General features: G+C 63.5%; 26 protein-coding genes and 1 pseudogene. 22 read left to right on the top strand and 5 right to left on the bottom strand.

The window, feature by feature from the left end:
- Window positions 1-6: 6 nt before the first annotated feature.
- The 3 genes from PP1Y_RS19635 to PP1Y_RS19625 form a co-directional block, all read right to left on the bottom strand.
- Window positions 7-468, bottom strand: a complete 462-nt coding sequence (locus tag PP1Y_RS19635; protein ID WP_013833778.1) for a DUF805 domain-containing protein — start codon at window positions 466-468, stop codon at window positions 7-9.
- A 17-nt stretch (window positions 469-485) separates the two neighbouring features.
- Complete coding sequence (locus PP1Y_RS19630) at window positions 486-1,790, bottom strand: ammonium transporter (protein WP_013833777.1); 1,305 nt, start codon at window positions 1,788-1,790, stop codon at window positions 486-488.
- Window positions 1,791-1,947: 157 nt separating this feature from the next.
- Window positions 1,948-2,967 (bottom strand): D-glycerate dehydrogenase, encoded by a 1,020-nt coding sequence (locus tag PP1Y_RS19625; RefSeq protein WP_013833776.1) that lies wholly within the window; start codon window positions 2,965-2,967, stop codon window positions 1,948-1,950.
- Between the two features lie 81 nt (window positions 2,968-3,048).
- Between PP1Y_RS19625 and PP1Y_RS19620 the strand changes: the two genes are divergently transcribed.
- Window positions 3,049-3,522: an SH3 domain-containing protein gene (locus PP1Y_RS19620; RefSeq protein WP_013833775.1), complete on the top strand. Its 474-nt coding sequence runs from the start codon at window positions 3,049-3,051 to the stop codon at window positions 3,520-3,522.
- 69 nt (window positions 3,523-3,591) lie between these two features.
- Here PP1Y_RS19620 and PP1Y_RS19615 read toward each other — a convergent pair whose 3' ends face one another.
- A complete protein-coding gene (locus PP1Y_RS19615) occupies window positions 3,592-4,785 on the bottom strand; it encodes an acetyl-CoA C-acyltransferase (protein WP_013833774.1) in 1,194 nt (397 codons plus the stop codon).
- A 595-nt stretch (window positions 4,786-5,380) separates the two neighbouring features.
- Here PP1Y_RS19615 and ndhC point away from each other — a divergent pair.
- The 20 genes and pseudogenes from ndhC (at window position 5,381) to PP1Y_RS19515 (ending at window position 23,618) form a co-directional block, all read left to right on the top strand.
- Window positions 5,381-5,755 carry an NADH-quinone oxidoreductase subunit A gene (gene ndhC, locus PP1Y_RS19610; RefSeq protein WP_007015095.1) on the top strand — a complete coding sequence of 125 codons (375 nt, stop codon included), beginning with the start codon at window positions 5,381-5,383 and terminating at the stop codon, window positions 5,753-5,755.
- Window positions 5,752-6,309, top strand: coding sequence for an NADH-quinone oxidoreductase subunit B family protein (locus tag PP1Y_RS19605; RefSeq protein WP_051010081.1), 558 nt, complete (start codon window positions 5,752-5,754; stop codon window positions 6,307-6,309). Before ndhC ends, PP1Y_RS19605 begins: the two co-directional genes overlap by 4 nt.
- Window positions 6,310-6,317: 8 nt before the next feature.
- Window positions 6,318-6,929, top strand: a pseudogene (locus tag PP1Y_RS19600) (NADH-quinone oxidoreductase subunit C); the annotation flags it as partial.
- Window positions 6,930-6,943: 14 nt separating this feature from the next.
- Window positions 6,944-8,155 (top strand): NADH-quinone oxidoreductase subunit D, encoded by a 1,212-nt coding sequence (locus PP1Y_RS19595; protein ID WP_013833771.1) that lies wholly within the window; start codon window positions 6,944-6,946, stop codon window positions 8,153-8,155.
- Window positions 8,152-8,502: a nuclear transport factor 2 family protein gene (locus PP1Y_RS19590; RefSeq protein WP_041559022.1), complete on the top strand. Its 351-nt coding sequence runs from the start codon at window positions 8,152-8,154 to the stop codon at window positions 8,500-8,502. The genes PP1Y_RS19595 and PP1Y_RS19590 overlap by 4 nt, the downstream gene beginning before the upstream one ends.
- On the top strand, window positions 8,499-8,699 hold the full coding sequence (locus PP1Y_RS19585; RefSeq protein ID WP_007015100.1) for a hypothetical protein: 201 nt from the start codon (window positions 8,499-8,501) through the stop codon (window positions 8,697-8,699). Before PP1Y_RS19590 ends, PP1Y_RS19585 begins: the two co-directional genes overlap by 4 nt.
- Window positions 8,692-9,360: an NAD(P)H-dependent oxidoreductase subunit E gene (locus PP1Y_RS19580; RefSeq protein ID WP_013833769.1), complete on the top strand. Its 669-nt coding sequence runs from the start codon at window positions 8,692-8,694 to the stop codon at window positions 9,358-9,360. Before PP1Y_RS19585 ends, PP1Y_RS19580 begins: the two co-directional genes overlap by 8 nt.
- 3 nt (window positions 9,361-9,363) lie before the next feature.
- Window positions 9,364-10,665: an NADH-quinone oxidoreductase subunit NuoF gene (gene nuoF / locus PP1Y_RS19575; protein WP_007015102.1), complete on the top strand. Its 1,302-nt coding sequence runs from the start codon at window positions 9,364-9,366 to the stop codon at window positions 10,663-10,665.
- Window positions 10,665-12,683 carry an NADH-quinone oxidoreductase subunit NuoG gene (gene nuoG / locus PP1Y_RS19570; RefSeq protein WP_013833768.1) on the top strand — a complete coding sequence of 673 codons (2,019 nt, stop codon included), beginning with the start codon at window positions 10,665-10,667 and terminating at the stop codon, window positions 12,681-12,683. Before nuoF ends, nuoG begins: the two co-directional genes overlap by 1 nt.
- A complete protein-coding gene (nuoH, locus tag PP1Y_RS19565) occupies window positions 12,680-13,726 on the top strand; it encodes an NADH-quinone oxidoreductase subunit NuoH (protein ID WP_007015105.1) in 1,047 nt (348 codons plus the stop codon). The genes nuoG and nuoH overlap by 4 nt, the downstream gene beginning before the upstream one ends.
- Window positions 13,723-14,208, top strand: a complete 486-nt coding sequence (nuoI, locus tag PP1Y_RS19560; protein WP_007015106.1) for an NADH-quinone oxidoreductase subunit NuoI — start codon at window positions 13,723-13,725, stop codon at window positions 14,206-14,208. Before nuoH ends, nuoI begins: the two co-directional genes overlap by 4 nt.
- Before the next feature lie 15 nt (window positions 14,209-14,223).
- A complete protein-coding gene (locus PP1Y_RS19555) occupies window positions 14,224-14,841 on the top strand; it encodes an NADH-quinone oxidoreductase subunit J (RefSeq protein ID WP_007015107.1) in 618 nt (205 codons plus the stop codon).
- Window positions 14,838-15,143 carry an NADH-quinone oxidoreductase subunit NuoK gene (gene nuoK / locus PP1Y_RS19550; RefSeq protein ID WP_007015108.1) on the top strand — a complete coding sequence of 102 codons (306 nt, stop codon included), beginning with the start codon at window positions 14,838-14,840 and terminating at the stop codon, window positions 15,141-15,143. The genes PP1Y_RS19555 and nuoK overlap by 4 nt, the downstream gene beginning before the upstream one ends.
- 4 nt (window positions 15,144-15,147) lie before the next feature.
- Window positions 15,148-17,175: an NADH-quinone oxidoreductase subunit L gene (gene nuoL / locus PP1Y_RS19545; protein ID WP_013833767.1), complete on the top strand. Its 2,028-nt coding sequence runs from the start codon at window positions 15,148-15,150 to the stop codon at window positions 17,173-17,175.
- Window positions 17,176-17,179: 4 nt separating this feature from the next.
- Entirely contained in the window at window positions 17,180-18,715 is a 1,536-nt protein-coding gene (locus tag PP1Y_RS19540; protein WP_013833766.1) for an NADH-quinone oxidoreductase subunit M, read from the top strand.
- Window positions 18,715-20,178, top strand: coding sequence for an NADH-quinone oxidoreductase subunit NuoN (gene nuoN / locus PP1Y_RS19535; RefSeq protein ID WP_007015111.1), 1,464 nt, complete (start codon window positions 18,715-18,717; stop codon window positions 20,176-20,178). Before PP1Y_RS19540 ends, nuoN begins: the two co-directional genes overlap by 1 nt.
- On the top strand, window positions 20,175-20,897 hold the full coding sequence (locus PP1Y_RS19530; protein ID WP_013833765.1) for a biotin--[acetyl-CoA-carboxylase] ligase: 723 nt from the start codon (window positions 20,175-20,177) through the stop codon (window positions 20,895-20,897). Before nuoN ends, PP1Y_RS19530 begins: the two co-directional genes overlap by 4 nt.
- 15 nt (window positions 20,898-20,912) lie before the next feature.
- Window positions 20,913-21,692: a type III pantothenate kinase gene (locus PP1Y_RS19525; RefSeq protein WP_013833764.1), complete on the top strand. Its 780-nt coding sequence runs from the start codon at window positions 20,913-20,915 to the stop codon at window positions 21,690-21,692.
- Window positions 21,689-23,314 (top strand): ribonuclease J, encoded by a 1,626-nt coding sequence (locus PP1Y_RS19520; protein ID WP_007015114.1) that lies wholly within the window; start codon window positions 21,689-21,691, stop codon window positions 23,312-23,314. The genes PP1Y_RS19525 and PP1Y_RS19520 overlap by 4 nt, the downstream gene beginning before the upstream one ends.
- Before the next feature lie 13 nt (window positions 23,315-23,327).
- A complete protein-coding gene (locus PP1Y_RS19515) occupies window positions 23,328-23,618 on the top strand; it encodes a DUF1467 family protein (RefSeq protein ID WP_013833763.1) in 291 nt (96 codons plus the stop codon).
- Window positions 23,619-23,677: 59 nt separating this feature from the next.
- Here the strand turns inward: PP1Y_RS19515 and PP1Y_RS19510 are convergent, their stop codons facing one another.
- A complete protein-coding gene (locus tag PP1Y_RS19510) occupies window positions 23,678-26,332 on the bottom strand; it encodes an ATPase (protein ID WP_013833762.1) in 2,655 nt (884 codons plus the stop codon).
- Between the two features lie 69 nt (window positions 26,333-26,401).
- Here PP1Y_RS19510 and PP1Y_RS19505 point away from each other — a divergent pair, with 69 nt between their 5' ends.
- Window positions 26,402-26,704, top strand: a complete 303-nt coding sequence (locus PP1Y_RS19505) for a hypothetical protein (RefSeq protein WP_013833761.1) — start codon at window positions 26,402-26,404, stop codon at window positions 26,702-26,704.
- Window positions 26,705-26,731: the final 27 nt, after the last annotated feature.

Genomic DNA, 26,731 nt, shown 5'->3' with positions numbered 1-26,731 from the left:
TTTGCTCTAGGAGGAAGCTGAACGCCTTGCTGGCATGAAGAGCGCTGCGACGGCGACAATCAGGAATCCGGGAACGAGCACCCAGTTGAGCAGGTCGGTCCAGCTCTCGATCGCGTCGCGCACATTGGGAAAGCCGGCAACGCCGAGGGCCTTGAGCCCGAAGGTGCGGGCCATTGCGACGAGAACGAAGAGCATCCACCAGCCGCTGCGCCCAAGGTCATGCAGGCGCCTGGCGAAGAGGGCGAAGACGGGGAGAAACAGGAGGGTATCGAGGACAAGGCGAACCCAGCTTTCGGTATCGCCTTCGAATATGATCCTTGCCAGCAGATTGAGGGCAAGGTCGAGGCCGATGGCCCAGGCGAGGAACGCCGCCAGCTCGCGGCGCGAGGAACGGCCGGAGAAATCGAGGCTGCGTGCGCAGGCCTCCATCGCGAGGCGGCGCAAGGGCCTGTTTTCTCCGGCTGTCATTCTGACCTTTCTCTAGCTCAGTCGAACTCCCAGGCCCGCTCACCGTGGCTGGTGATGTCGAGGCCTTCGCGCTCGGCATCTTCGCTGACGCGCATCGGGAAGACAACCGAGGCCATGACCGCGAGAATGACGCTGGCAATCACCGACCACAGGATTGTCACGCCAACGCCGATGAACTGCGCGGCGGTCTGGCTGGCCATGGTCATGCCTTCACCGTAGCCCACGCCGCCCAGGCTCTGCGACATGAAGATGCCGAGCAGGAGCGAGCCGAGCATGCCGCCCACGCCATGCACGGCAAAGACGTCGAGCGAGTCGTCGATGGCAAGTTTCTGCTTCACCAGCTGGATCGCGTAGTAGCACACCACCGCGCCGGCAGCGCCGAAAAGGATCGCCGCACCGGGCGAGATGAAACCTGCTGCGGGCGTGACAGTGGCAAGCCCGGCGATGGCGCCGGTTGCGAAGCCGACGCTGGTGGGCTTGCCGACGGTGAAGCGTTCGACGAGCAGCCAAACAAGGGCCGCCGTCGCCGCCGCGGCATGGGTCGCGATGATCGCGGCGGCCGCATCGTCGTTGGCGGCAATCGCCGAGCCGCCGTTGAAGCCGAACCAGCCGACCCAGAGCAGCGCCGCGCCGGCCATCGTCAGCGACGGGCTGTGCGGCAGCATCAGGGTATTGGGAAAGCCGCTGCGGCGGCCCAGCATGATCGCGATGACCAGCGCCGATACGCCTGCGGTCGTGTGGATGACGATGCCACCGGCCCAATCGAGCGTGCCAAGGCTGGTTGCCAGCCAGCCGCCGCCCCAGATCCAGTGTGCGACGGGCGCATAGACCACGAGGCTCCACAGGGCGCAGAAGGCGATGACCCAGCCGAAGCGGGCACGGTCGACCCAGGCGCCCGCCATCAGTGCGGGGGTAATCGCGGCGAAGGTCATCTGGAAAAGGGCGAAGGCGCTTTCGGGAACCTCGGTTCCGGCGCGCACATTGCCCAGATTGCCGAGCATCCAGGCATTGCCGCCACCCAGCCAGCCATTGCTGACATTGCCGAAGGCGAGGGTGTAGCCGACCGCGATCCACAGCACCGAGGCGATGGCGGCGATCGCACCGCACTGGACCAGCACCGACAGGAAGTTCTTCGCGCGAACGAGGCCGCCGTAGAACAGCGACAGGCCGGGCGCGGCCATCATGAGGACGAGCGCGGAAGATACCAGCAGCCACGCCGTGTCACCACTGTTGCTCACATCGATTCGGCCGTCCTGCGCCAGGGCCATGCCCGGCAGGACTGCGAGCATGCCGGCAAGCGGCAGCAAGCACTGCTTTTTCATTTGAGATTTCCCCTTCAGGCCACGCTTCGCGAGGTCGCTGTGTTCCTCCTGCGGGGCGCCTTAGAGCACTCATTCGTCATGAGACAAGCGTTTGCAGCATGTTCTGCCATATCGATGGCATGAATGGCGTAATGATCGTGCCGGGGCGGCACGCGGTTCAGGGAAGTTCGGGCAGTACCTGGTCGGGAGGACGGTGTCCGTCGACCCAGAACTGGATATTGGCGATGATCCGCTCTCCGGCAGCGCCGCGTCCTTCTTCGGTAGCGCTGCCGAGGTGGGGCAGGGCGACAACCCCGGGCGCCGCGAGTAGCTGCGGATTGACGTTCGGCTCGTTGGCGAAGACGTCGAGGCCAGCGCCGCCGATGCGCTGCTCGGTCAAGGCTTCGATCAGGGCCTGCTCGTCGATGATCTGGCCGCGCGCGGTGTTAACGACGCAGGCCCCAGGCTTCATCAGCGACAGCCGGCGACGGTCGAGCAGCGCAGCGGTATCTGGCGCGGCAGGGCAATGAAAGGTGAGGATGTCTGCCTCGGCGACCAGCTTGTCGAGATCGGCCTCGTAGCGCGCGGAGACCATGTTCTCCAGCGAAGAGGGCAGGCGGTGCCGGTTGTGGTAATGGATCTGCATGCCAAAGGCGCGGGCGCGGTGGGCAACGGCCTGACCGATGCGGCCCATGCCGACGATACCGAGGCGCTTGCCGCCCAGGCTGTGGCCGAGCATGGCCGACGGTCCCCATCCTTGCCAACGGCCTTCGCGCAGTACGCGGGCACCCTCGCTGAACTTGCGCGAGACGAGGATTATCAGCGCGAGCGTCAGGTCGGCGGTATCGTCAGTGAAGACACCAGGGGTGTTCGTGACCATGATTTTGCGGGCGCGGGCTGCGGCAAGGTCGATATGTTCGGTGCCTGCGCCGAAGTTGGCGATCAGCCCCAGGCGTTCGCCTGCCTGTTTGATGAGGTCGACGTCGATCGTGTCGGTGACGGTCGGCACCAGAACGTCGCAATCTTGCAGGGCCGCTGCCAGTTCGTTGCGCGACATCGGCCTGTCTTCGCGATTCAGTGAAACGTCGAAGAGTTGCGCCATGCGTTCTTCCACTGCGGGGAGCAGGCGCCGCGTAACGATCACGCGGGGAGGGCCGTCGAAAACGCGGGCGGAAGCAGAGTCGGTCACGAAGGTCATGTCATTATCCGGCTATGCCTTCCACAGGGTCCGGGTCAAGAAACCTTGATGGGAAATGTCAGGCAGGCGTAAATAGCCGGCATGATCCGCTGGAAGTTACTGATCCCTCTGGTTGCCCTTTGCGGCATGTCCGTGCCTGCCCATGCGGGCGATGACGACAAGGTGCCTTACTGGGCCTCGATCGATACCGACCTTGCGAACTTGCGGGTAGGTCCCGGGGAATCCTACCGGATTGCCTGGGTCTACAAGCGCGAGCATCTGCCGGTGAAGATCGTGCGCCGCGAGGGTCCCTGGCGCCTGATCGAAGATCCCGACGGGGACAAGGGATGGATGCGCGACCTGCTGCTATCGCGCCAGCGATCGGCCATCGTGACGGGTGACGGCCTCATCGAGATGCATGCCGAGGGCAAGGCCGGTTCGCCGGTTCTCTGGCGCATCGAGCCCGGCGTCGTGGGCCTGCTCGGCAATTGCGAGTCGGGCTGGTGCGCTTTCGACGTGGAAGGGCACAAGGGCTTCGTGCCGAGCGAACGCCTCTGGGGCACAGGAGAGCCCTGAGCCCCAAATGAAAAGGCCCCGCCGTTACCGGCAGGGCCCTTCCTTCGAATCGTTATTGCCCGAAGGCGATCAGGCCAGTTCGACCGCAATCGCGGTGGCTTCGCCGCCGCCGATGCAGAGGCTGGCGACGCCGCGCTTGAGGCCCTTGTCCTTGAGCGCGTTGATCAGCGTCACGATGATGCGGGTGCCCGAGGCTCCGATCGGATGGCCCAGAGCGGTGGCGCCGCCGTGGATGTTGATCTTGTCGTGCGGGATGCCGAGGTCGTGCATCGCGAACATCGCCACGCAGGCGAAGGCTTCGTTCACTTCGAACAGGTCGACGTCGGAAAGCTGCCAGCCCACCTTGTCGAGGAGCTTGGTGATCGCGCCGACCGGTGCGGTGGTGAACTTGGCGGGCTCATGCGCATGGGCCGCAACGCCCACGACGGTGGCGACCGGCTTGAGGCCCTTGGCGGCAGCAACGCTGGCGCGGCTCATGACGACGGCAGCGGCGCCGTCAGAAATCGAGCTGGAGCTGGCTGCGGTGATCGTGCCGTCCTTGGCGAAAGCGGCGCGCAGGGTCCGGATCTTGTCCGGGTTGCCCTTGGGCGGCTGCTCGTCGGTATCTACGACGACTTCACCCTTGCGCGTCTTGACTGTGACGGGAACGACTTCGTCCTTGAACGCGCCGCTGGTGATCGCTTCCTGCGCGCGGCGCAGCGATTCGATGGAGAAGTCGTCCTGATTTTCGCGGGTCAGCTGGTACTCGTCGGCGGTTACCTGCGCGAAGGAGCCCATCGATCCGCCTTCGTAGGCATCCTCGAGTCCGTCGAGGAACATGTGATCGTAGAGCGTGTCATGGCCGGCGCGGGCGCCCGAGCGATGCTTCTTGGACAGGTAGGGGGCATTGGTCATCGATTCCATGCCGCCCGCGATGATCAGGTCGAGCGACCCCGAAGCGAGTGCCTCTGCGCCCATGATCACCGTCTGCATTCCCGAACCGCAGACCTTGTTGACGGTCGTGGCCTGAACCGACTTGGGCAGTCCGGCCTTGAGCGCTGCCTGGCGGGCAGGGGCCTGGCCGAGACCGGCGGGAAGGACGCAGCCCATGTAGATGCGTTCGACGTCTTCGCCCGCAACGCCCGAGCGTTCGACCGCGGCCTTGACCGCGGTGGCGCCGAGATCTGTGGCCGAGACATCAGCGAACACACCCTGCAGGCCGCCCATGGGCGTGCGTGCATAGGAGAGGATGACGATGGGGTCGTTAGCCGAAATCTGGGCCATGACTTTGCCTTTCTGCATGGAAGAACAGTTGACAGGTGATCTAATGCTGCATTGCATCAAAAGCAATCGGGCTGTCCAAAAGAACAACTGGGATCGCGGGCGGGTAAACGCTCCGCAGCTATGGGGTGTGACGATGATAATCCCGTGACGGAAAGTTGCCTGCGTTCGGCTCCCGCTCACTCGATCCGAAGTGTGCCGAGTCGCGCTGGGTAAGGCACGGTGTAAGCGATTGGTCCCTGCGGCACCGGCTGCGGCGTGTTCCTCGATTTTTGCCGGATTACCGCTGAAGAAGGGTGGTTGCGTCCAGGCGTGCTTGGCTCGGTTGCGCCTGTGCAGAGCCTGTGTGGGGCAATCCCGCGCAATTCAGGGGCTTTTCCGGTGATCGCTGGTGGATATGCGCCGGTCGCGGTCGCGCCGCAGGGGGCGAGGCGTGGCATTTGCGAGCTATCAATCTTGCTGCATCGCGATGAAGAAGGCCGGAATTATCCGATTGCCTCCCTTGCGATGGCCGGAGGGCTGGCCTAAGAGCGCGCGCAACGACCGGACGCCGCTCAGGCCAAGTCCGGCAGCCCTCACCGGTACGAGGCCATGACCATTGACTGATCTGTCGCAATATTTGCCGATTCTGATTTTCCTGGTGATCGCGTTGGCGCTCTCTGGGATTATCGTGTTCCTGCCCATGGCGGTCGCCCGTCTGACCGGGACGCACAATCCGAACTCGGACAAGCTCAGCGAGTACGAATGCGGTTTCCCCGCATTCGAGGACCCGCGCAGCCAGTTCGACGTGCGCTTCTACCTGGTGGCGATTCTCTTCATCATCTTCGACCTTGAAGCAGCGTTCCTGTTTCCGTGGGCGGTCTCGCTCGACGTGACGGGCTGGGCTGGCTGGCTGACGATGATGGTGTTCCTCGGCGAACTGGCCATTGGCCTCGCCTATGCATGGAAGAAGGGAGCTCTGGACTGGGAATGAGCACTCTCGTGGACAGCACCGGACAGCCTATGGGTCAGGGTGGCGCAGTTACGCCGCCCGATCAGGCGTTTTTCAAAGACCTCAACCAGGAAGTTTCGGACAAGGGCTTCCTCGTTACCTCGACGGAAGAACTTTTCCAGTGGGCCCGCACGGGTTCGCTGTGGTGGATGACTTTCGGCCTTGCCTGCTGCGCGGTCGAGATGATCCACGTGAACATGCCGCGCTACGACATGGAGCGCTTCGGCGCCGCGCCGCGCGCTTCCCCGCGTCAGTCGGACGTGATGATCGTGGCCGGCACCCTGTGCAATAAGATGGCCCCGGCGCTGCGCAAGGTCTACGACCAGATGTCGGACCCCAAGTACGTCATCTCGATGGGTTCGTGCGCGAACGGCGGTGGCTACTACCACTACAGCTACAGCGTCGTGCGCGGCTGTGACCGCATCGTGCCGGTGGACATCTACGTGCCCGGCTGCCCGCCGACTGCCGAGGCGCTGCTCTATGGCGTCATGCAGTTGCAGCGCAAGATCCGCCGCGCCGGTACGCTCGAGAGGTAATGGCCCCCATGCCCGTACTGCATTCCGCCCCCAAGTTTGCGTCCAACGAAGGCGTCATCGACGCGCTCTCCGCTGCGCTCGGATCGATGCTGATCTCGGCCAAGGAAGAGCACGGCGAAGTCGTGCTGACCGTGGTCCGCGACCAGATCGAGAACGCGCTGCGCCTGCTGCGCGACAATCATGAGTATCAACAGCTCATGGAAATGGCCGGCGTCGACTATCCGTCGCGCGCCGAGCGTTTCGAAGTCGTCTACATGTTGCTTTCGGTGACGAAGAACCACCGGCTGATGGTGAAGGTCAGTGCCGCTGAAAGCACGCCGGTGCCGACCGTCACGACGATCTGGCCCAACGCGGGCTGGCTCGAGCGCGAAGTGTTCGACATGTACGGCGTGATCTTCGCCGGCAATCCGGACCTGCGCCGCATCCTGACCGACTACGGTTTCGAGGGTCATCCCTTCCGCAAGGATTTCCCGCTCACCGGCTACCAGGAACTGCGCTACTCCGAAGAGGACAAGCGAGTGGTCTACGAACCGGTCAAGCTGGCCCAGGATTTCCGCTCGTTCGACTTCATGAGCCCTTGGGAAGGCGCGGAATACGTGCTGCCGGGCGATGAAAAGGCGGAAGGGGACAAGGCATGAGCATGCAGCTCGAGCAGTCGCCGACTACCGGCGACGAGATCATCAGCAACTACACTATCAACTTCGGCCCGCAGCACCCGGCGGCCCACGGCGTTCTGCGCATGGTCATGGAGCTCGACGGCGAGGTCATCGAGCGCATCGATCCGCACGTCGGCCTGCTGCACCGCGGCACCGAGAAGCTGATCGAGAACAAGACCTATCTTCAGGCCCTGCCCTACTTCGACCGGCTCGACTACTGCTCGCCGCTCGGCATGGAGCACAGCTACGTCCTGGCGATCGAGAAGCTGCTGAACCTCGAGGTTCCGCTGCGCGCCCAGTACCTGCGCGTGCTGTTCGCCGAGCTGACCCGCATATGCAACCACATGCTCAACATCGGCAGCCACGTCATGGACGTCGGCGCGATGACCCCGAACCTGTGGCTGTTCGAGATCCGTGAGGACTGCCTCAACTTCTTCGAACGGGCTTCGGGCGCACGCATGCACTCGGCGTGGTTCCGCCCCGGCGGCGTCCACCAGGACGTGCCGCTCAAGCTGCTGACCGACATCGCCGACTGGCTCGACACGCGCCTGCCGACGCTGTTCGAGGACGCGATGAGCCTCGTCGTCGACAACCGCATCTTCAAGCAGCGCAATGTCGACATCGCGCTGGTAAGCCGCGAAGATGCGCTGGCCTGGGGCTTCTCGGGCCCGATGATCCGCGCGGCGGGCATCCCCTGGGATATCCGCAAGAGCCAGCCCTACGACGTTTACGACCGCATGGACTTCGAGATCCCGGTCGGCACCAACTCCGACTGCTATGACCGTTTCATGGTCCGCGTCGAGGAAGTGCGCCAGTCCGCGCGCATCATGAAGCAGTGCCTTGCCGAGATGCCGGAAGGTCCGGTCATGACTGCGGACCGCAAGGTCGGCCCGCCCAAGCGCGGCGAGATGAAGAGCTCGATGGAATCGCTGATCCATCACTTCAAGCTCTACACCGAGGGCTTCCACGTTCCGGCCGGCGAAGTCTACGTCGCCACCGAGAGCCCCAAGGGCGAATTCGGCGTCTATCTCGTCTCGGACGGTTCCAACAAGCCGTACCGCTGCAAGATCCGTCCGACCGCCTTCTCGCACCTGCAGGCGATGGACTTCATGTCCAAGGGCCACATGCTGCCTGACGCGACCGCCATCCTGGGCGCCATCGACGTCGTGTTCGGGGAGTGCGACCGTTGAGCAAGCTCGCAATCGCCGAGGCCATGATCGCCGCCTACAATGCGCAGGACGCCGATCTCTACGTGACCTACATGACCGACGAAGCCAGCGAAGCGAACTATCGCGGCGCAGTTGTCCGTGAGGGCAAGGAAGGTACGCGTTCGGGCCTCAAGGCGGCTTTCGCCAGGTGGCCGCAGAACAGGGCCGAGATCGTTTCGCGAGAAGAGACCGACAACTACGTCGTCCTGCGCGAACACGTCACGCGCGGCCCGGCAACCGATGGCTCTGAACCCGTCGAGCCGTTCGACGTGCTGGCCGTCTACAGCTTCGAAGGCGACAAGTGCTCGCGGGTGGAGTTTATCCGGTGAAATTCAACACGCTTGAACTGACCCGCGTCTGGGCGGCAGTGACGGGCCTCGTGCTCGCCGTCTGCTACTTCGGCGCGCTCTATCTCGATACCGCCCCGTCGCCCTTGCTGGCGATGCTGGTAACCGCCATCGGCGGATTTGAAATGTTTCTTTTCGGCCAGGACCAGTGGCTGAAGCGCAGGGGTAAGCATGGCTGACCGCTATATCGAACCCGATACGCCCGAATTGCGGGCCCGTTGGGGCAACTTCGCGTGGACCGCGGAGAATGCCGAGAAGGCTAAGGACATCGTCGCGCGCTATCCGGCGGGCCGTCAGCGTTCGGCGGTGATGCCGCTGCTCGACCTCGCCCAGCGCCAGGTCGGTGCCGAAGAAAACACGCAAGGCTGGCTGCCGATCCCGGTGATGGAATACGTCGCGGCACAGCTCGACATGCCGATCATCCGCGTTGTCGAAGTCGCCACGTTCTACACGATGTACAACATCGCGCCGATCGGTCGCTTCCACGTTCAGGTCTGCGGCACCACGCCGTGCATGCTGCGCGGTTCGGACGACATCATCGCGGCCTGCAAGAAGCGCGGCATGAAGAAGGGCCACACCACGCCCGACGGCATGTGGTCGTTCACCGAGGTCGAGTGCATGGGCAACTGTGCCTCCGCGCCGATGGTCCAGATCAACGACGACAACTACGAGGACCTCACTCCCGAGCGCCTCGATGCCGTGCTCGACGCGCTGGCCAAGGGCGAGACGCCCAAGGCCGGGACGCAGGAGCCGGGCCGTCACACCGTCGAACCTTCGGGTGGCCCGACCACCCTGAAGGAGATGGTCACCGAAAATCACGATTACCGGGGAGAGTGGTAAGTCATGGCTCTCGCTGACAAGGATCGCATCTTCACCAATGTCTACGGCTACCAGCCGTGGAACCTGAAGGCTGCGCAGGCACGCGGCGCCTGGGACAACACCAAGGACATCATCGCCAAGGGCCGTGATCTCATCATCGAGGAGATCAAGGCTTCGGGGCTGCGCGGCCGCGGCGGCGCAGGTTTTCCGACCGGCATGAAATGGTCCTTCATGCCCAAGCAGCCGCCGCTCGACCATGCTGGCAATCCCAAGCCCAGCTTCCTGGTCATCAACGCGGACGAATCCGAGCCCGGTTCGTGCAAGGATCGCGAGATCATCCGTCACGATCCGCACCTGCTGCTGGAAGGCGCGCTGGTTGCCGGTTTCGCGATGGGCGCGCGTGCGGCCTACATCTACATTCGCGGCGAATACATCCGCGAGGCCGAGACGCTCTTCGCGGCGCGCGATGAAGCTTATGCGGCAGGCCTGCTGGGCAAGAACGCAGCCGGTTCGGGCTACGACTTCGACGTCTTCGTCCACCGCGGCGCGGGCGCCTACATCTGCGGTGAAGAAACCGCGATGATCGAAAGCCTCGAAGGCAAGAAGGGGCAGCCCCGCCTCAAGCCGCCGTTCCCGGCGGGTGCAGGCCTTTACGGCTGCCCGACCACGGTCAACAACGTCGAGTCCATCGCCGTTGCGCCGACCATCATGCGCCGCGGCGCCTCGTGGTTCTCCAGCTTCGGGCGCGACAACAACAAGGGCACCAAGCTCTTCCAGATCTCGGGCCACGTGAACAAGCCGTGCGTCGTCGAAGAGGAAATGAGCATTCCCTTCAGCGAGCTGATCGAAAAGCACTGCGGCGGCATCCGCGGCGGCCGGGACAACCTGCTGGCGGTTATCCCGGGCGGTTCCTCGGTTCCGCTGGTTCCGGCCGACCAGATCTGGGACGCGCCGATGGACTTCGATGGCCTCAAGGCCGTCGGGTCGGGTCTCGGCACCGCTGCCGTGATCGTCATGGACAAGTCCACCGACATCGTTCGCGCCATTTCGCGTCTCTCGTACTTCTACAAGCACGAGTCCTGCGGCCAGTGCACGCCCTGCCGCGAAGGCACGGGCTGGATGTGGCGCGTCATGGAACGCCTGCGCACCGGTGACGCTGCCGTCGAGGAAATCGACATGCTGCAGCAGGTCACCAAGCAGGTCGAAGGCCACACCATCTGCGCCCTTGGCGACGCTGCGGCGTGGCCGATCCAGGGCCTGATCCGCCACTTCCGCCCCGAGCTGGAACGCCGGATCGCTGAAAACATGCCGGAGGCTGCTGAGTAATGCCCAAGGTAACCGTAGACGGCGTAGAACTCGAGGTCCCTGCAGGCGCTACCGTGCTGCAGGCCTGCGAACTCGCCGGCAAGGAAATCCCGCGCTTCTGCTATCATGAGCGCCTGTCGATTGCGGGCAACTGCCGCATGTGCCTCGTCGAGGTGAAGCCCGGACCGCCCAAGCCCCAGGCTTCGTGCGCGCTTCCGGCCACTGAAGGCCAGGAGATCCGCACCGACTCCGAAATGGTCAAGAAGGCGCGGGAAGGGGTGATGGAGTTCCTCCTCATCAACCACCCGCTCGATTGCCCGATCTGCGACCAGGGCGGCGAATGCGACCTGCAGGACCAGTCGGTGGCCTATGGCCGCGGCGCCTCGCGCTATGACGAGAACAAGCGCGCGGTCACCGAGAAATACATGGGCCCGCTCATCAAGACGACGATGACGCGCTGCATCCACTGCACCCGCTGCGTGCGTTTCTCGGAAGAGATCGCCGGCGTGGACGAGATCGGCGCGCTCTATCGCGGCGAGAACATGCAGATCACGACCTATCTCGAACATGCTGCCAAGCACGAGATGTCGGCCAACGTGATCGACCTTTGCCCGGTCGGCGCGCTGACTTCGCGCCCCTATGCCTACGAAGCGCGTCCCTGGGAGCTGAAGAAGACCCTCGGGATCGACGTTTCCGATGCGATCGGCGCGAACATCCGCATCGACAGCCGCGGCCGCGAAGTGCTTCGCGTGCTCCCGCGCATCAACGACGATGTCAACGAGGAATGGATCTCGGACAAGGCGCGCTACCAGGTCGACGGCCTGACCAAGCGCCGCCTCGACAAGCCGTTCCTGCGCCGTGACGGCAAGCTGGTTCCGGCCAGCTGGGGTGAGGCCTTCGCCGCGATCGCCTCGCTCAATCCGGGCAATTCGATTGCCGCGGTTGCCGGCGACATGCTCGACTGCGAGACGATGTTCGCGGCCAGCAAGCTGGTCGGCGCGCTTGGCTCGAACCTGCTTGAAGGTCGCCAGACCGGCATGGACTACGACACCTCGAGCCTGGCCGCGGTGAACTTCAACTCCACGCTCGGTGGCATCGAGACTGCCGACGCAATCCTGGTCGTGGGCAGCAACGTGCGCGCCGAAGCGCCGTTGGTGAACGTGCGCCTGCGCAAGGCCGTGAAGGCCGGCGCGAAGGTGTTCCTCGTCGGCCCGGAGTGGGAAACCACGTTCGGCGGCGAGTTCCTCGGCGATGACCTTTCGGTTCTCGGCAAGCTTCCGGCCCATGTCGGCGAAGCGCTCAAGGGCGCGGCGCGTCCGGCGATCATCGTCGGCGGAGCAGGGCTGGGCCGTGGCGGCCTCGAAGCGGCTCTGGCGCTGGCGGGCGAGTTCAATCTCGTTCGCGATCTGGAAGACGGCACCAGGTGGAACGGCTTCAACGTCCTGCACATGGCGGCTTCGCGCATGGGCGGGCTGATGCTCGGCTACGCGCAGAAGGGCGGCATCGCCGACATCGTCGCAGCCAAGCCCAAGGTCCTGCTCTCGCTCGGTGCGGACGAAGTGGACTACACCCGGTTCGCCGACTCGATGATCGTCTACATCGGTCATCACGGCGACAAGGGCGCGCACGCGGCCGATGTCATCCTGCCGGCTGCGGCCTATACCGAAAAGGCCGGTACCTACGTGAACACCGAAGGGCGCGTACAGATGGCCGACAAGGCCGTCTTCGCTCCCGGCGATGCGCGCGAGGACTGGTCGATCCTGCGGGCCCTGGCCGATGCTTTCGGCGTTTCGGTGGGCTTTGACAGCTTCGAGGAATTGCGCGCTGCGATGATTTCCGAGGTCCCGGCCCTTGGCATCGAGGGTCTGGCCGACTACGGGAGCGACCTGCCTGCTGGTGGCGGTTCTGCCGCCGGCGTGATCGCCTATCCGGTCAAGGACTTCTACATGACCAACCCCATCGCCCGCGCCAGTGCGACGATGCAGCGCTGTTCGGCTGAACTGCTGCACGGCGAGGAGATTGCGGAGGCTGCGGAATGACCGCTTTCTTCCAATCCCTCGGCATGTCCCACGACTGGGCGTGGTTCGTCTCGACGATCTGCGGCATCCTGCTGATTGCGCTGCCGCTGCTGCTCGGCGTGGCGATGATCATCTACGCGGACCGCAAGATCTGGGCGGCCATGGCGCTGCGCCGCGGCCCCAATGTCGTCGGCCCGTTCGGTCTGCTTCAGTCCTTCGCGGACGGCCTCAAGGTCTTCCTTCAGGAAACCATCATTCCCTCGGCCGCGAACAAGGGCATCTTCCTGATCGCCCCTGTCGTGACCTTCACCGTGGCGCTGATGGCCTGGGCGGTGATCCCGTTCAATTCGGGCGCGATCCTCGCCGATATCAACGTCGGTCTGCTCTACGTTCTCGCGATCAGTTCGCTGGGCGTTTACGGCACGATCATGGCGGGCTGGGCTTCGAACTCGAAGTACCCGTTCTTCTCGGCGATGCGCGCTTCGGCGCAGATGATTTCCTATGAAGTCTCGATCGGCTTCATCCTCATCTGCGTCGTCCTGTGGGCTGGCACGTTCAACCTGAACGACATCGTCTGGGCCCAGAAGGGCCATGTCTTCGGCATCTTCAACGGCTTCGCGTTCAATCCGCTGCTGTTCCCGATGTGGGTGATGTTCCTGATCTCTGGCATGGCCGAGACGCAGCGCGCTCCCTTCGACCTGACCGAAGCGGAATCCGAGCTCGTCGCCGGTTACCAGACAGAGTACTCGTCGATGGCTTTCGCCGCCTACTGGCTTGGTGAATATGCCAACGTCCTGCTGATGTGCGCGCTCAACGCGACGCTGTTCTTCGGGGGCTGGCTGCCGCCGCTCGACATTCCGATCCTGTACCTGGTTCCGGGCTTCATCTGGTTCCTGCTCAAGGTACTGTTCTTCTTCTTCGTGTTCAGCTGGGTGAAGGCGACCGTTCCGCGGTACCGCTACGACCAGCTGATGCGTCTGGGCTGGAAGGTCTTCCTGCCCGTATCGCTGCTGTTCGTCGTACTCGTCAGCGGCTACCTCATGGCTACCGGACACTTCGCATGACCGTCGGACACCTCATCAAGAGCTTCACGCTCTGGGAGTTCGTGAAGGCGCACTGGCTCACCTTGAAGTACTTCTTCAAGCCCAAGGCGACGATCAACTACCCCTTCGAGAAGAACCCGCTTTCGCCCCGCTTTCGCGGTGAGCACGCCCTGCGCCGTTATCCCAACGGCGAGGAACGCTGCATCGCGTGCAAGCTGTGCGAGGCGATCTGCCCGGCGCAGGCGATCACCATCGAGGCCGCCCCGCGTGCCGACGGTTCGCGGCGCACCACGCGCTACGACATCGATATGACGAAGTGCATCTACTGCGGCTTCTGCCAGGAAGCCTGCCCGGTCGATGCAATCGTCGAAGGGCCGAACTTCGAATACGCGACCGAAACGCGTGAAGAACTGCTCTACGACAAGGCTAAGCTGTTGGCGAACGGGGACAAGTGGGAGCGGGCCATTGCCGCGAACCTTGAAGCCGATGCGCCGTATCGCTAGGGGCGCGCCGAGGTCATGATTCACGTATTTGCCTTCTACCTCTTCGCCGTGATCACCATCGCGTCCGCCGTGACGACGATCACTGCCCGCAACCCGGTCCACTCGGTCCTCTGGCTGATCCTGGCGTTCTTCAACGCCGCCGGCCTGATGGTGCTGACCGGCGCCGAGTTCATCGCGATGCTGCTCGTTATTGTCTATGTCGGCGCGGTTGCGGTGCTCTTCCTGTTCGTCGTCATGATGCTCGACATCGACTTCGCCGAACTGCGTGCCGGGTTCGTCAGGAACTTCCCGCTGGGCCTGCTCGTCGCAATTGTCCTGCTGGCCGAGATGGTCCTCGGCATCGGTGCCTACCGCGCCGGCGCGATGGACCTTGGCTCGCCCGACGGCACCGCCGCGACGCCTGCCGGGGCCAGCAACATCGAGGCCATCGGTGGCCTCCTTTACAGCCGCTACCTCTTCCTGTTCGAAGCCGCGGGCATCATCCTGCTCGTCGCGATGATCGGCGCCATCGTGCTGACCCATCGCCAGCGTTCGGACACCCGGGGCCAGAAGATCTCCAAGCAGATCATGCGCCGTCCCGATGAAGCGACCGTCAACGTCAAGCCCGAAGTGGGCAAGGGGGTCCAGCTGTGATCGGTATCGAACACTATGTCGTGGTCAGCTCGATCCTTTTCGTGCTCGGCGTTCTCGGCATCTTCCTGAACCGCAAGAACATCATTGTCATCCTGATGGCGATCGAACTGATCCTGCTTGCGGTGAACATCAACCTCGTCGCCTTCAGCTCCTTCCTGGGAGACCTGACCGGGCAGATCTTCGCCATGTTCGTTCTGACCGTGGCGGCGGGCGAGGCCGCAGTGGGGCTTGCTATCCTCGTGATCTATTTCCGTGGCCGCGGCAGCATCGCCGTCGACGACGTCAACCGGATGAAGGGATAAGGCCTTGCAGTCGATCCTGCTCATCGTTTTCCTGCCGCTCCTGGCAGCGATCATCGCCGGGCTTGGCAACAAGCAGCTCGGCAATGTTCCGGCAAAGGTGGTCACCACCGGCGCCCTGTTCATTGCCTGTGCACTGTCCTGGCCGATCTTCATCAGCTTCCTGACGGGCAGCGCCGAAGCGACCGTCGTACCGGTGCTGACCTGGGTAAAGTCGGGCCCGATGGCCTTTGACTGGGCCCTGCGCGTCGACACCCTGACCGCGGTCATGCTGGTGGTCGTCACGTCGGTTTCGGCGCTCGTGCACCTCTATTCGTGGGGTTACATGGACGAGGAGCCGGATCAGCCGCGCTTCTTCGCCTACCTCTCGCTGTTCACTTTCGCCATGCTCATGCTGGTGACCGCTGACAACCTGGTGCAAATGTTCTTCGGTTGGGAAGGCGTCGGTCTGGCCTCGTACCTGCTGATCGGCTTCTGGTTCCGCAAGCCTTCGGCCTGCGCTGCCGCCATCAAGGCCTTCGTGGTCAACCGCGTCGGTGACCTTGGCTTCATGCTTGGTATCTTCGGTACGTTCCTGGTCTTCGGCACCGTCTCGATCCCCGAGATCCTGCATGCGGCACCGGGCATGGCCGGTTCGACGATCGGTTTCCTTGGCCATCGTTTCGACACCATGACCGTCTTGTGCCTGCTGCTGTTCATTGGTGCGATGGGCAAGTCGGCACAGCTCGGCCTGCACACCTGGCTTCCGGACGCGATGGAAGGCCCGACCCCGGTTTCGGCGCTGATCCACGCGGCGACCATGGTCACCGCCGGCGTCTTCATGGTCTGCCGTCTTTCGCCGATGTTCGAGACCAGCCCGACGGCGATGGCCTTCATCACCGTGATCGGCGGCGCGACCTGCTTCTTCGCGGCGACGATTGGCTGCACCCAGTGGGACATCAAGCGCGTGATCGCGTACTCGACCTGCTCGCAGCTCGGCTACATGTTCTTTGCTGCTGGCGTGGGCGCGTACGGTGCGGCCATGTTCCACCTGTTCACGCACGCCTTCTTCAAGGCGCTGCTGTTCCTGGGTGCCGGTTCGGTCATCCATGCGATGCACCACGAGCAGGACATGCGCTTCTACGGCGACCTGCGTAAGCACATCCCGATAACCTTCTGGACGATGACGGCCGGTACGCTCGCCATCACCGGCGTGGGTGTGTTCGGTGTGGGCTTCGCCGGCTTCCACTCGAAGGACGCGATCCTCGAGGCGGCCTATGCCGCGGGCAGCGCCTCGGGCAGCTTCGCTTTCTGGATGGGCATCTTCGCTGCTTTGATGACCAGCTTCTATTCCTGGCGTCTGGTGTTCCTGACTTTCTTCGGCAAGCCGCGCTGGGCCGGTTCGGAGCACATCCAGCATGCAGTGCACCATCACCACGAGGATCCTTCCGAGGAAGCCGGGCATGACAACCATGTCCACAATCCCGAAGGCACTGCCGGCTATCATCCGCATGAAAGCCCGCTGGTCATGCTGATCCCGCTGCTGGTTCTCGCCTTTGGCGCGGTTGCCGCAGGTTATGTGTTCCAGCACGAGTTCGTCAGCGAAGGTACGGGCGAATTCTGGAAGGGCGCACTGGTGTTCCACGAACACCTGATCCACGCGATGCACTCGATCCCCGAGCTCATCAAATGGAGCCCGTTCATCGTGATGGTCATCGGTCTGGTTACTGCCTGGTACGGTTACATCCGCAACACCAGGTTCCCGGCGGCGGTCGCCGAGCAACTCGGGCCGGTTTACACCTTCGTGTACCGCAAGTGGATGTTCGACGAACTGTACCACTACCTGTTCGTGGTTCCGGCATTCTGGCTCGGCCGCGTGTTCTGGAAACAGGGCGACGTGGGTCTGATCGACCGCTTCGGTCCCAACGGCGCGGCCTGGGTCGTCGCCAAGGGTTCGACTTACGCACAGAAAGTCCAGTCGGGCTATCTCTACAGTTACGCACTAGTCATGCTGCTGGGCCTTGTCGGCGCCATCAGCTGGGTGATCGCGGGATAAGATGATGAGTGGTTTTCCGATCCTCAGCCTGATGCTGCTTGTGCCGCTTGCGGCGGCACTGGCATGCCTCTTCCTCGAAGCGAAGCCGGCGCGAAATCTTGCGCTGGCGGCGACCTTGGTCGATTTTGCACTGGGCGTCGTGCTCTGGGCGAATTTCGACATCGGCGGCGCGCAGTGGCAGTTCACCGAGCGGGTGGAGCTGTTCTCCGGCTTCTCCTACGCGCTCGGTATCGACGGCATCGCCCTGTTGCTGATCATGCTGTCCGTCTTCCTCATGCCGATCTGCATCGGTGCCAGCTGGAAGTCGATCGACAAGCGCGTTGGTGAGTACATGGCCGCGTTCCTGCTGATGGAAACGCTCATGATAGGCGTTTTCGCGGCGCAGGACCTGTTCCTGTTCTACATCTTCTTCGAGGCCGGCCTCATCCCGATGTACCTGATCATCGGCGTGTGGGGCGGTGCGGACCGTATCTACGCTTCGTACAAGTTCTTCCTCTACACGCTGCTCGGCTCGGTGCTGATGCTGATCGCGATGCTGTGGATGGCGAATACCGCCGGTACCACCGACATCCCGACGCTGATGGCTTACGATTTCGATCCGCAGGTCCAGACCTGGCTGTGGCTTGCCTTCTTCGCCAGCTTCGCGGTGAAGATGCCGATGTGGCCGGTCCACACCTGGCTTCCGGACGCGCACGTCCAGGCGCCGACCGCCGGTTCGGTCATCCTGGCAGGCGTTCTGCTGAAGATGGGCGGCTACGGTTTCATCCGCTTCTCGCTGCCGATGTTCCCCGAAGCCTCGGCCTACTTCGGTCCGCTGGTCTGGGGCCTGTCGATGGCAGCCGTGGTCCTGACCTCGCTGATTGCACTCGTGCAGCACGACATGAAGAAGCTGATTGCCTATTCGTCGGTTGCGCACATGGCGATCGTGACCATCGGCCTGTTCGCCTTCAACGTGCAGGGCCTCGAGGGCTCGATGCTGATCATGCTCAGCCACGGTCTGGTTTCGGGCGCGCTGTTCCTGTGCGTGGGCATCATCTACGATCGCCTGCACACCCGCGAAATCGATCGCTACGGCGGCCTTTCGATCAACATGCCGCGTTACGCGCTGTTCTTCATGCTCTTCACGATGGCCTCCGTCGGCCTTCCGGGCACCAGCGGTTTCGTCGGCGAGTTCCTGAGCCTCGCGGGTATCTACCAGGTGTCGACGTGGACCACGCTGATCTGCGCCACCGGCATCATCCTGGGCGCTGCCTACATGCTTTACCTCTATCGCCGGGTCGCTTTCGGCGAGCAGAAGAACGCCGATGCTGCCGCCATGGCCGACCTCGACGTCCGTGAGCTGCTGATGGTGGTTCCGCTGGGCATCGCGGTGCTGTGGATGGGCATCTATCCCGAGAGCTTCATCGCGCCGATGCGCGCCGACATTGCCGCGCTCGACGCCCGTCTTGCCGCTGCCAAGCCGGAAGGAGACTCCAAGGTCGCCATGGGTAAGGAAAAGCCTGTGCACGAAGAAGAAGCTGCGCATGAGGGGGCACACTGATGGACTGGTCACAGTCGCTGCGCCTGATCGCGCCGGAAGAAACACTGAGCATTGCAGGCCTGGTCCTGCTCCTGATCGCCGCCTGGGGCGGTGACAAGTCGAGCCGTCTGATCTCGATCCTGGCGGTTGCTGCGCTTGCCGCCGCGTCCTTCCTCGTCGCCCCCGCGCTGTGCGGCGGCGCAATGGGGCCGGATACCTCGGCTTTCTTCGGCCAGTTCCGTGCCGATGCCTTTGCGTCCTACGCCAAGATCCTGATCTATATCTCGGCTGCGGCCTCCTTGGTCATTGCCCCGAAGTTCTTCGATCGCTTCGATGCAATGCGTGCGGAATATCCCGTGCTCGTCGTCTTCGCGGCGCTGGGCATGGGCATCATGGTTTCGGCAGGCGACCTGCTGACGCTGTACATCGGTCTCGAGATGAACTCGCTGGCTGCCTACGTCCTTGCGGCCTTCCTGCGCACGGATGACCGTTCGGCGGAATCGGGCCTGAAGTACTTCGTCCTGGGTTCGCTCGCCTCGGGCATCCTGCTCTTCGGCATGAGCCTGACTTATGGCTTTACCGGCACGACCTCGTTCTCGGGCATCAACGCCGCGCTGTCCTCCGGGCTGTCGCATGGGGCGCTATTCGGCATCGTGTTCATGCTGGCAGGGCTTGCCTTCAAGATCAGTGCCGTGCCGTTCCACATGTGGACGCCCGATGTTTACGAAGGCGCGCCGACGCCGGTCACGACCTTCTTCGCGACCGCGCCGAAGGTGGCTGCCCTCGGCCTGACCATGCGCGTCATGCTCGATGCGTTCGGTGAGCAGGCCGCTGCCTGGCAGCAGATCGTGATCTTCATCTCGCTCGCCTCGATCGTCGTCGGTGCCCTTGGCGCCATCGGCCAGTCGAACATCAAGCGACTTATGGCGTATTCGTCGATCAACAATGTCGGCTTCATGCTGATCGGTCTGGCCGTTGCCACGCCGCAGGGCGCTTCGGCGATGCTCGTGTACCTTGCGATCTATGTCGCGATGTCGCTGGGCGGTTTCGTCGCGATCCTGATGCTCAAGGACGAGAACGGCAATTACGTCGAGGACATCGCGAAGCTTGCCGGCCTGTCGCGTACGCGACCGGCGCTCGCGCTGGGCCTGGCGATGATCATGTTCAGCCTTGCCGGTATTCCGCCGCTGTTCGGTTTCTGGGGCAAGTTCGTCGTCTTCCAAGCGGCGGTGCAGGCCAACCTGATCGCGCTGGCTGCCATCGGCATTGCGGCATCGGTCATCGGCGCCTTCTACTACCTCAAGATCGTCAAGATCATGTACTTCGACGAGGCTGCTGACGTAGTGAAGGGCGAGAATGACATCTGGCACAAGATCATCCTTGTCGCCTCGGTCGTCTTCATTTCGCCGCTGGGCTACCTGTTGACCAAGTGGCTGGGCGGTCTCGCTGACGCTGCCGCGGCAGCACTCTACTTCTCGTTTTGATCCGAACCGTCACTCAGACGGGTTCGACCAACGCTGATCTGGCTGCTCGCCTGTCCGGAGGGGAATACCTTCCGGAAGGCGAGTGGCTGGTCGCGGACCGCCAGACGGCAGGGAAGGGCCGCCTGGGCCGCGCCTGGAATGACGGGCTCGGCAATTTCATGGGCTCGACGGTAGTGAGGCCCGGGCAGGGCGATCCGCCGTTCGCCAGTCTTGCGCTTCTGGCCGGTCTTTCGGTCCACGAAGCCATCGCCTCGCTGCTCCCCGATCCTTCGCCCCTATGGCTCAAGTGGCCGAACGATCTCCTGCTGTCCGGCAGCAAGGTCGCGGGCATCCTCCTCGAAATGATCGCCGGGACGGTCATTGTCGGCATCGGCGTGAACCTGCGCGTCGCGCCGCATGTCGAGGGGCGTGCCGTTGCCGCACTTTGCGATCATGGCGTCGATATTTCCCGCGATGATTTCGCGAATGTGCTGGCGCGGGCCTTTGCTCTCGAACTTGAGCGCTGGCGTTCGGCCGGCCTTGCCCCCATGCTTCGTCGCTGGCAGAGTGCCGCACATCCCAAGGAAACACGCCTCACAGTGCTTCCTCCGGGAGAGGAGGCAATCGAAGGCGGGTTTGCCGGGCTGACGCAAGAGGGGAACCTCCTGCTCAGCCTGGATGACGGATCGGTGCGGACGATCCACGCCGGCGACGTGCTTCTTTCCGCAACTTCGCATTGAGGAAAACCAGGTCCCATGCTGCTCGCCATTGATGCTGGCAATACCAATGTCGTTTTCGCGCTGTTCGACGCAGGCGAGTTGAAGGGGCGTTGGCGCATCGCCACTGATCCGCGACGTACAGGCGACGAATATGCCGTCTGGCTGATGCAACTGCTCGGCATTCGCGGGATCGACGCCAAGCAGGTCGACACGATCATCATTTCGACCGTGGTGCCGCGCGCGCTCCACAACCTTGAGATTCTGAGCCGGCACTACTTCAATGTCGAGCCTCTGATCGCGGGTCAGGGCAAGGCCAATTACGCCATTGAAATCGACGTGGACGAGCCGCGCTCGCTTGGCGCCGACCGCGCCGTCAATGCGATTGCCGCCCATGCCAAGCATGGCGGAGACCTGATCGTCGTCGATTTCGGGACGGCGACGACCTTCGACATTGTCGACTTCAAGGGCGCGTACAAGGGCGGGATCATTGCGCCTGGGATCAACCTCTCGCTCGACGCGCTGGTCGGCAATACCGCCAAGCTGCCGCGCATTGCCATCGAGCTTCCCAAGACGACCAGCGTTATCGGCCGCAATACCGAGGACCAGATGTTGATTGGCGTCTTCTGGGGCTACGTCGCCATGATGGAAGGCCTGATCGCGCGGATGCGTGCCGAGATCGGCCGTCCCGCCAAGGTCATCGCGACGGGCGGCCTTGCGGTGCTGTTCGATGAGGCGACCGAGATTTTCGATGCCGTCGATCCGGATCTTACGCTCGACGGCCTTGCCATACTTGCCGAAAGGGCAGCTTCTAAGTGATACCCGGTAACGAATTGTTGTTTTGCGCGCTCGGCGGCTCGGGCGAGATTGGCATGAACGTCAATCTCTACGGCTGCCAGGGCAAGTGGCTGATGGTCGACCTTGGCATGACCTTCGGCATGAACGAGTACCCGGGCATCGATCTCGTCTTCGCCGATCTCGAATTCATCGAGAATGAGCGCGAGAACCTGCTGGGCATTGTCCTGACCCATGCGCATGAAGACCACATTGGTGCCGTTCCCTATTTCGCCCAGGAACTGGGCGTTCCGATCTATGCGACGCCCTTCACGGCAAAGCTGGTCGCGGCCAAGCTTGAAGAGGCCGGTATTCTCGGCGATGTCGAACTCATCGTGGTGGAAGACCTCGAGCGTTTCGAGATCGGGCCTTTCGGCATTCGCTACGTGCCGCTCGCGCACTCGATCGCTGAAGGCAACGCCCTGCTGATCGATACGCCGTTCGGCCGAATTTTCCATACCGGCGACTGGAAGCTGGACGACGCGCCGCAGATCGGCACCCCGGCAACCAGCGAGGAACTGACGAAGATCGGTGACGACGGCGTGCTGGCGCTGGTCTGCGACTCTACCAATGTGTTCAATCCGAAGGCATCGGGTTCGGAAGGCGATGTCTTCGACGGCCTGCTCGAGGAAGTGAAACGTCACAATGGTCGCCGCGTTCTGGTGACCACTTTTGCGTCCAATGTCGCGAGGCTCCAGACGCTAGGCGAAGTGGCGCGCCGCACCAACCGCAAGCTGTGCGTGGCGGGGCGCTCGCTCGATCGTATCATCCAGACCGGCCAGGCTTGCGGATACCTCACGGATCTGCCCGAGATCGTCGATCCGGAAACGGCGATGGACCTGCCGCGCAGTGACGTGCTGATCGTCGCTACCGGTGGGCAGGGTGAACCGCGCGCGGCGCTTGCGCGCATTTCCGAAGGCAATCACCCGATCAAGCTGGAGAAGGGCGATGTCGTCCTCTTCTCCAGTCGCCAGATTCCGGGCAACGAGATCGCCATTGGCAAGATCCAGAATCGTCTCGCGGACGACGGTGTCGTGATTGTCACCGACCGGCAGAGCCATATCCACGTTTCGGGCCATCCCGGGAGGCCGGAACTCGAGGCGCTCTATGGCTGGATCCGGCCCGACATTCTTGTGCCCGTGCACGGAGAAATCCGTCACATGCGTGAGCAGGCGAAGCTGGGCCTGTCATGCGGCATTCCCAAGGCGGTCTTCCAGAAGAACGGCGATCTCGTGCGACTGGCTCCGGGGGCACCGGGCAAGTTCGGCGAAGTCCGCTCGGGCCGGCTCGTACTCGACGGCGATATCATCGCACCTGCCGATGGCGAGGCCATCGTGATGCGCCGGCGCATTGCCTTCAACGGCGTTGTCTCGGTTGCAGCCGACCGCAAGGGGAACGTCGAAGTGGCCGCCATAGGCCTGCCTCTGGACGAGGACTATCAGGCGTTCATCGAAGAGGCGCGCAGCGACGTTGCCCAGGCCCTGGCCAAGTCGAAAAAGGCGGATCACGCCGACCGCGTAGAGGCCGCGCGCCTGGCCGCGCGGCGTGCGGCGACCCGTTGGTCGGGCAAGCGACCGCAGGTCCAGGTCCTGCTTCTCGAGAATTGATCGGAGCGGGCCCATGCAATGGACATCGATAGCCGCGATCTACAGCCTGCTGTGGGTCCTCAGCGCCTTTCTCGTCATGCCGATCGGCCTGCGCACGCCCGATGAGGTGGAAGGTCACAAGGTCGAGGCCGGTCATGCGGACAGTGCACCGATCAATTTTCGTCCCGGCCGCATCGCCCTGCGTGCGACGGTCCTGGCCGCGGTGCTGATGGGGCTGTTCTACCTCAACTATATCTATGACTGGATCGAGGTCGAGGACCTCAACTTCTTCGGCGATCCGCCGGTCAAGGACCTCGGTTACTGAAGGTAACGCAGCAGGGCGGTTCCCTTGTGGGAGATCGCCCTGCCGGTCTTCCGGGCGGTTCAGTTGCGCAGGCGTTCGATGGCCTGTGCCAGGGCCACGTAGAGCTTGCCCATGTCCGACGAGAGCAGGGTCACGCCCAGCGCATTGCCGTCACGCGTCGAGAGGATCTGGCGCAGGATCGCTTCGAAATCGTGGATGTAGCGGCTGACGTGCTCGCGGAAGGCATCGTCGCGCTCGAAGATCTGCTGGATTGCCTTGGCTTCTCCGGCTTCGAGGAGCCGCACCGCACGGCGGGTGAAGATGCCGCGATCGCCCCGCAGGTAGGCCGCCCAGGCCGTGTCCGAAACATCGGATGACAGAGCGTTGGCGATGTCGATGGAATTCGAGTTGAGCGATTCCGTGATAAGGGCGACGCGCCGCGAGAAGTCGTTGTCGACCTGCTCTTCGGCCCGGCTGCGGGCATGGGCAACGCGGTTCTCGAGGTTGCCGACCAGTTCGTCGATCTTGCCAAGCTGGTCGCGCAGCTGGATAGCGGCCTCCCGGGTCGCTCCCGAGGCATGGGCGACGGCCTGATCGAGCTGTCCGGAGACTTCGGCGACGCGCGAACGCATGGCCTTGTCGATGGCCATGGCGCCTTCCTTGCCGAGCTGGTCGGCGACGCTCGCGACTTTCGCCGCGCTCTTCGTCTCTATCGCTTCGATGCTCTCGGCAATCGTTGCGTTGAGGGCCTCGATGGAGGCGCGCAGCTCGGTCCCGGCCTTGTCCGAAGCCTTGGCGGTTGCCTGTTCGATTTCGTCTAGAGCGCTACGCAGCTCGCGCAGCAGGGCGGCGTGGTCGCTGCCCTGCCGATTGATGTCGGCATGGGCCGAGGCGAGCGAGGCCATGAGTTCGTGCAGCGCCGTGCCGGCGGCGTCGATCTCGTTTGCAAGGCCTTCGCTGCCGTCTCCGGCCTGCCTGAGGCTTTCGAGGAGGGCGGCCACGCCCTGATTGACGCGGTCGAGACGGTCTTCGGTAATCGAGAGGGCTTCGGGCAGGGCGTTGTGCGCCTGCTTGGCGCTCGCCTGGATGAGCTCCAGCAGCCGGATGCTGTCGTCAGTGAGCTTTTCGACGTCGTTGTCCGTTGCCGCCAGGGTTGCGCGGGCCGAGGTCAACCTTTCGGTCAATGCGGTCAGGCTTGCGCTCAGGACTTCCTCGCCTTGTGCGCTGTCTTTCGAAATGGCCCGCAGGCGCGCTTCGAACCCGGAGAGCTGGCCGGTGATCGCAGCTGCCGTTTCGCGCAGGTTCTCGCTCTGGATGCGATGGTTCTCTAGGCGTTCGGCGATGCCGCTGTCCAGCTCGCCCAGTGTCTCGCGCAGGCGGGCAATCGCGGCGTGTTCCTGTTGTTGCTGGCGTTCGAGACGTTCGGCCGCTTCACCGGCGAGACGGGCGGAGCGCTCCGCGAACTTCTGGTCGAGGCGCATGGCCTCGTTCTCGATACCGGCGAGCCGCTCGGTGAGGCCTTCGAGTGCCTTGCGCTGCGATTGCGCGATGGCATCGCTGACGCCCGCCTGTTCGCTCTGCAATTCGGCCAGGGACGATTGCAGCCGTTCAACGGCCTTCGTTTCGGCATTGCGCAGGGCGCGTGAGACGACATCGCTTTCATCGCGCAGGGCCTTGAGGCGGGCACGCAGCGACGTGAGACTTTCGGCTTCGTGGGTGTCGAGCTGGCTGCGCGTGTTGGCGATTTCCTCGCTGAGAGCGGCGGCACGCGTGCGCACGGCGGCAAGGGCTTCGATCTCGTGCTTGTCGAGTTCGGTGCGGAACTCCTCGCTCTTCTCGGTCAGCGCGGCGAAGCGCTTCTCGGTCAGATCCTCGAGTTTCTCGCACTGCGCGGCGAACTCGCCTAGCGTCGTCTCCACGGCGCTGCGCAAGGCTTCGACCTGACGCTCGCTTGCGGTGCCGAATTCGTTCAGGCGGTTGAAGCCGGTTATCATGTCCTCAAGCTGGACATGCGCGGCGCGGCCCGCATTGCCGATGTTGTTGGTGACGTCCTTGGCCGAGCTGGCGATGACGGGAAGCTGGCTGCGCAGCTTTTCCATGTTTTCCAGAGCCGCATGGCTGACCGAGCTGATGGAATCGACACGCGTCCCGTTGTCGCGGATCAGTTCCTCGAGACGCCCGGCGTTCTCAGAAATGCGCTCGGCGGCGATGCGGCCGAGGCTTTCCAGGTCGCGCGACTGCGAGGCGAGGAATTCGCGGGCGAGGCTGAGTTCGCGATTGACCGTGGTCAGGCGTTCTTCGAGCCGCGCGGATTCGCGTGACAGAGACTGCGCGATGTCGCCGAAGCGCTTGCCCTCGCGCGCACTGTGGCGAAGCGCGAGCAGCCAGCAAAGCCCGATCAGCAGGACCGGAACAGCCCATTCGCTAACCAATGTAGGAATGGCCTCAAGGGTAACGCCGGGTTGGAACTGGGGAAGGCGGGCGAAGAGGAACAAGGCCGTCCAGCCCGCTGTTGCCAGACCGGCCAGGAGCGGAGCGATCCACGCATTGGAGGCCGCTTCTTCCGGCTCTTCATGATCGCCGACCCAGGCTTCGTCCCAGTGCTCCTGCGCCTGGCGGGGCTGCTCGGCACCCGTTTCTGCGGGTGTAACCTCGGGCGCGGTAGCCTCGGGCTTGTCCGCGTTTGCCTCGTTGCCGCCGGCGCCGAAGGCAATGATCCTGTTTTCTCCAGCCATTTCGATAGAATACCACGAGCCGGGCGGCGATAAACCCCGGTTTAATACATTGCCCATTATCCTGGGGAAATGGCTTACGAATCAGGCGCCCTCGAAGCGACATTGGCTGCTGCGGCAGGCGGAGACGCCGTGCTTTTCGAAGAATTGCGCGCCAGTTTCCTCGAAAGCGTCGCGCGCCAGGTCGACCTGCTCGAACGCGCGCGCTGCGATGGCAACTGGAACCTTGCGGCAATGCGCCTCAAGGGGCTTGCAGCCAGCTTCCATTCACGTGCCTTGCTCGATCTGGCGGAGGAAGCCTTGGAGGCGGCTCCGGGCGAACCCACGGTCGTCAGGCGCCTGAAGGCATTCCTTGCGGAGTTTTCCGCCGATTGATCGCCCGGCGATGCTTGGCACCGACCA

This window comes from Novosphingobium sp. PP1Y, assembly GCF_000253255.1.
Lineage (GTDB): Bacteria > Pseudomonadota > Alphaproteobacteria > Sphingomonadales > Sphingomonadaceae > Novosphingobium.
The sequence above is the reverse complement of the archived record's forward strand: the minus strand, read 5'-3'. Positions and strand labels throughout refer to the sequence as shown.

Coding starts and splice junctions, on each gene's coding strand:
- PP1Y_RS19635 (WP_013833778.1), bottom strand. CDS start 468: ATGACAGCCGGAGAAAACAGGCCCTTGCGCCGCCTCGCGATGGAGGCC.
- PP1Y_RS19620 (WP_013833775.1), top strand. CDS start 3,049: ATGATCCGCTGGAAGTTACTGATCCCTCTGGTTGCCCTTTGCGGCATG.
- PP1Y_RS19595 (WP_013833771.1), top strand. CDS start 6,944: ATGAGCATGCAGCTCGAGCAGTCGCCGACTACCGGCGACGAGATCATC.
- nuoI (WP_007015106.1), top strand. CDS start 13,723: ATGACCGTCGGACACCTCATCAAGAGCTTCACGCTCTGGGAGTTCGTG.
- nuoH (WP_007015105.1), top strand. CDS start 12,680: ATGACCGCTTTCTTCCAATCCCTCGGCATGTCCCACGACTGGGCGTGG.
- PP1Y_RS19625 (WP_013833776.1), bottom strand. CDS start 2,967: ATGACCTTCGTGACCGACTCTGCTTCCGCCCGCGTTTTCGACGGCCCT.
- PP1Y_RS19515 (WP_013833763.1), top strand. CDS start 23,328: ATGCAATGGACATCGATAGCCGCGATCTACAGCCTGCTGTGGGTCCTC.
- nuoN (WP_007015111.1), top strand. CDS start 18,715: ATGGACTGGTCACAGTCGCTGCGCCTGATCGCGCCGGAAGAAACACTG.
- PP1Y_RS19540 (WP_013833766.1), top strand. CDS start 17,180: ATGAGTGGTTTTCCGATCCTCAGCCTGATGCTGCTTGTGCCGCTTGCG.
- PP1Y_RS19555 (WP_007015107.1), top strand. CDS start 14,224: ATGATTCACGTATTTGCCTTCTACCTCTTCGCCGTGATCACCATCGCG.
- PP1Y_RS19510 (WP_013833762.1), bottom strand. CDS start 26,332: ATGGCTGGAGAAAACAGGATCATTGCCTTCGGCGCCGGCGGCAACGAG.
- PP1Y_RS19615 (WP_013833774.1), bottom strand. CDS start 4,785: ATGGCCCAGATTTCGGCTAACGACCCCATCGTCATCCTCTCCTATGCA.
- PP1Y_RS19630 (WP_013833777.1), bottom strand. CDS start 1,790: ATGAAAAAGCAGTGCTTGCTGCCGCTTGCCGGCATGCTCGCAGTCCTG.
- nuoF (WP_007015102.1), top strand. CDS start 9,364: ATGGCTCTCGCTGACAAGGATCGCATCTTCACCAATGTCTACGGCTAC.
- PP1Y_RS19580 (WP_013833769.1), top strand. CDS start 8,692: ATGGCTGACCGCTATATCGAACCCGATACGCCCGAATTGCGGGCCCGT.
- PP1Y_RS19525 (WP_013833764.1), top strand. CDS start 20,913: ATGCTGCTCGCCATTGATGCTGGCAATACCAATGTCGTTTTCGCGCTG.
- PP1Y_RS19505 (WP_013833761.1), top strand. CDS start 26,402: ATGGCTTACGAATCAGGCGCCCTCGAAGCGACATTGGCTGCTGCGGCA.
- PP1Y_RS19605 (WP_051010081.1), top strand. CDS start 5,752: ATGAGCACTCTCGTGGACAGCACCGGACAGCCTATGGGTCAGGGTGGC.
- nuoG (WP_013833768.1), top strand. CDS start 10,665: ATGCCCAAGGTAACCGTAGACGGCGTAGAACTCGAGGTCCCTGCAGGC.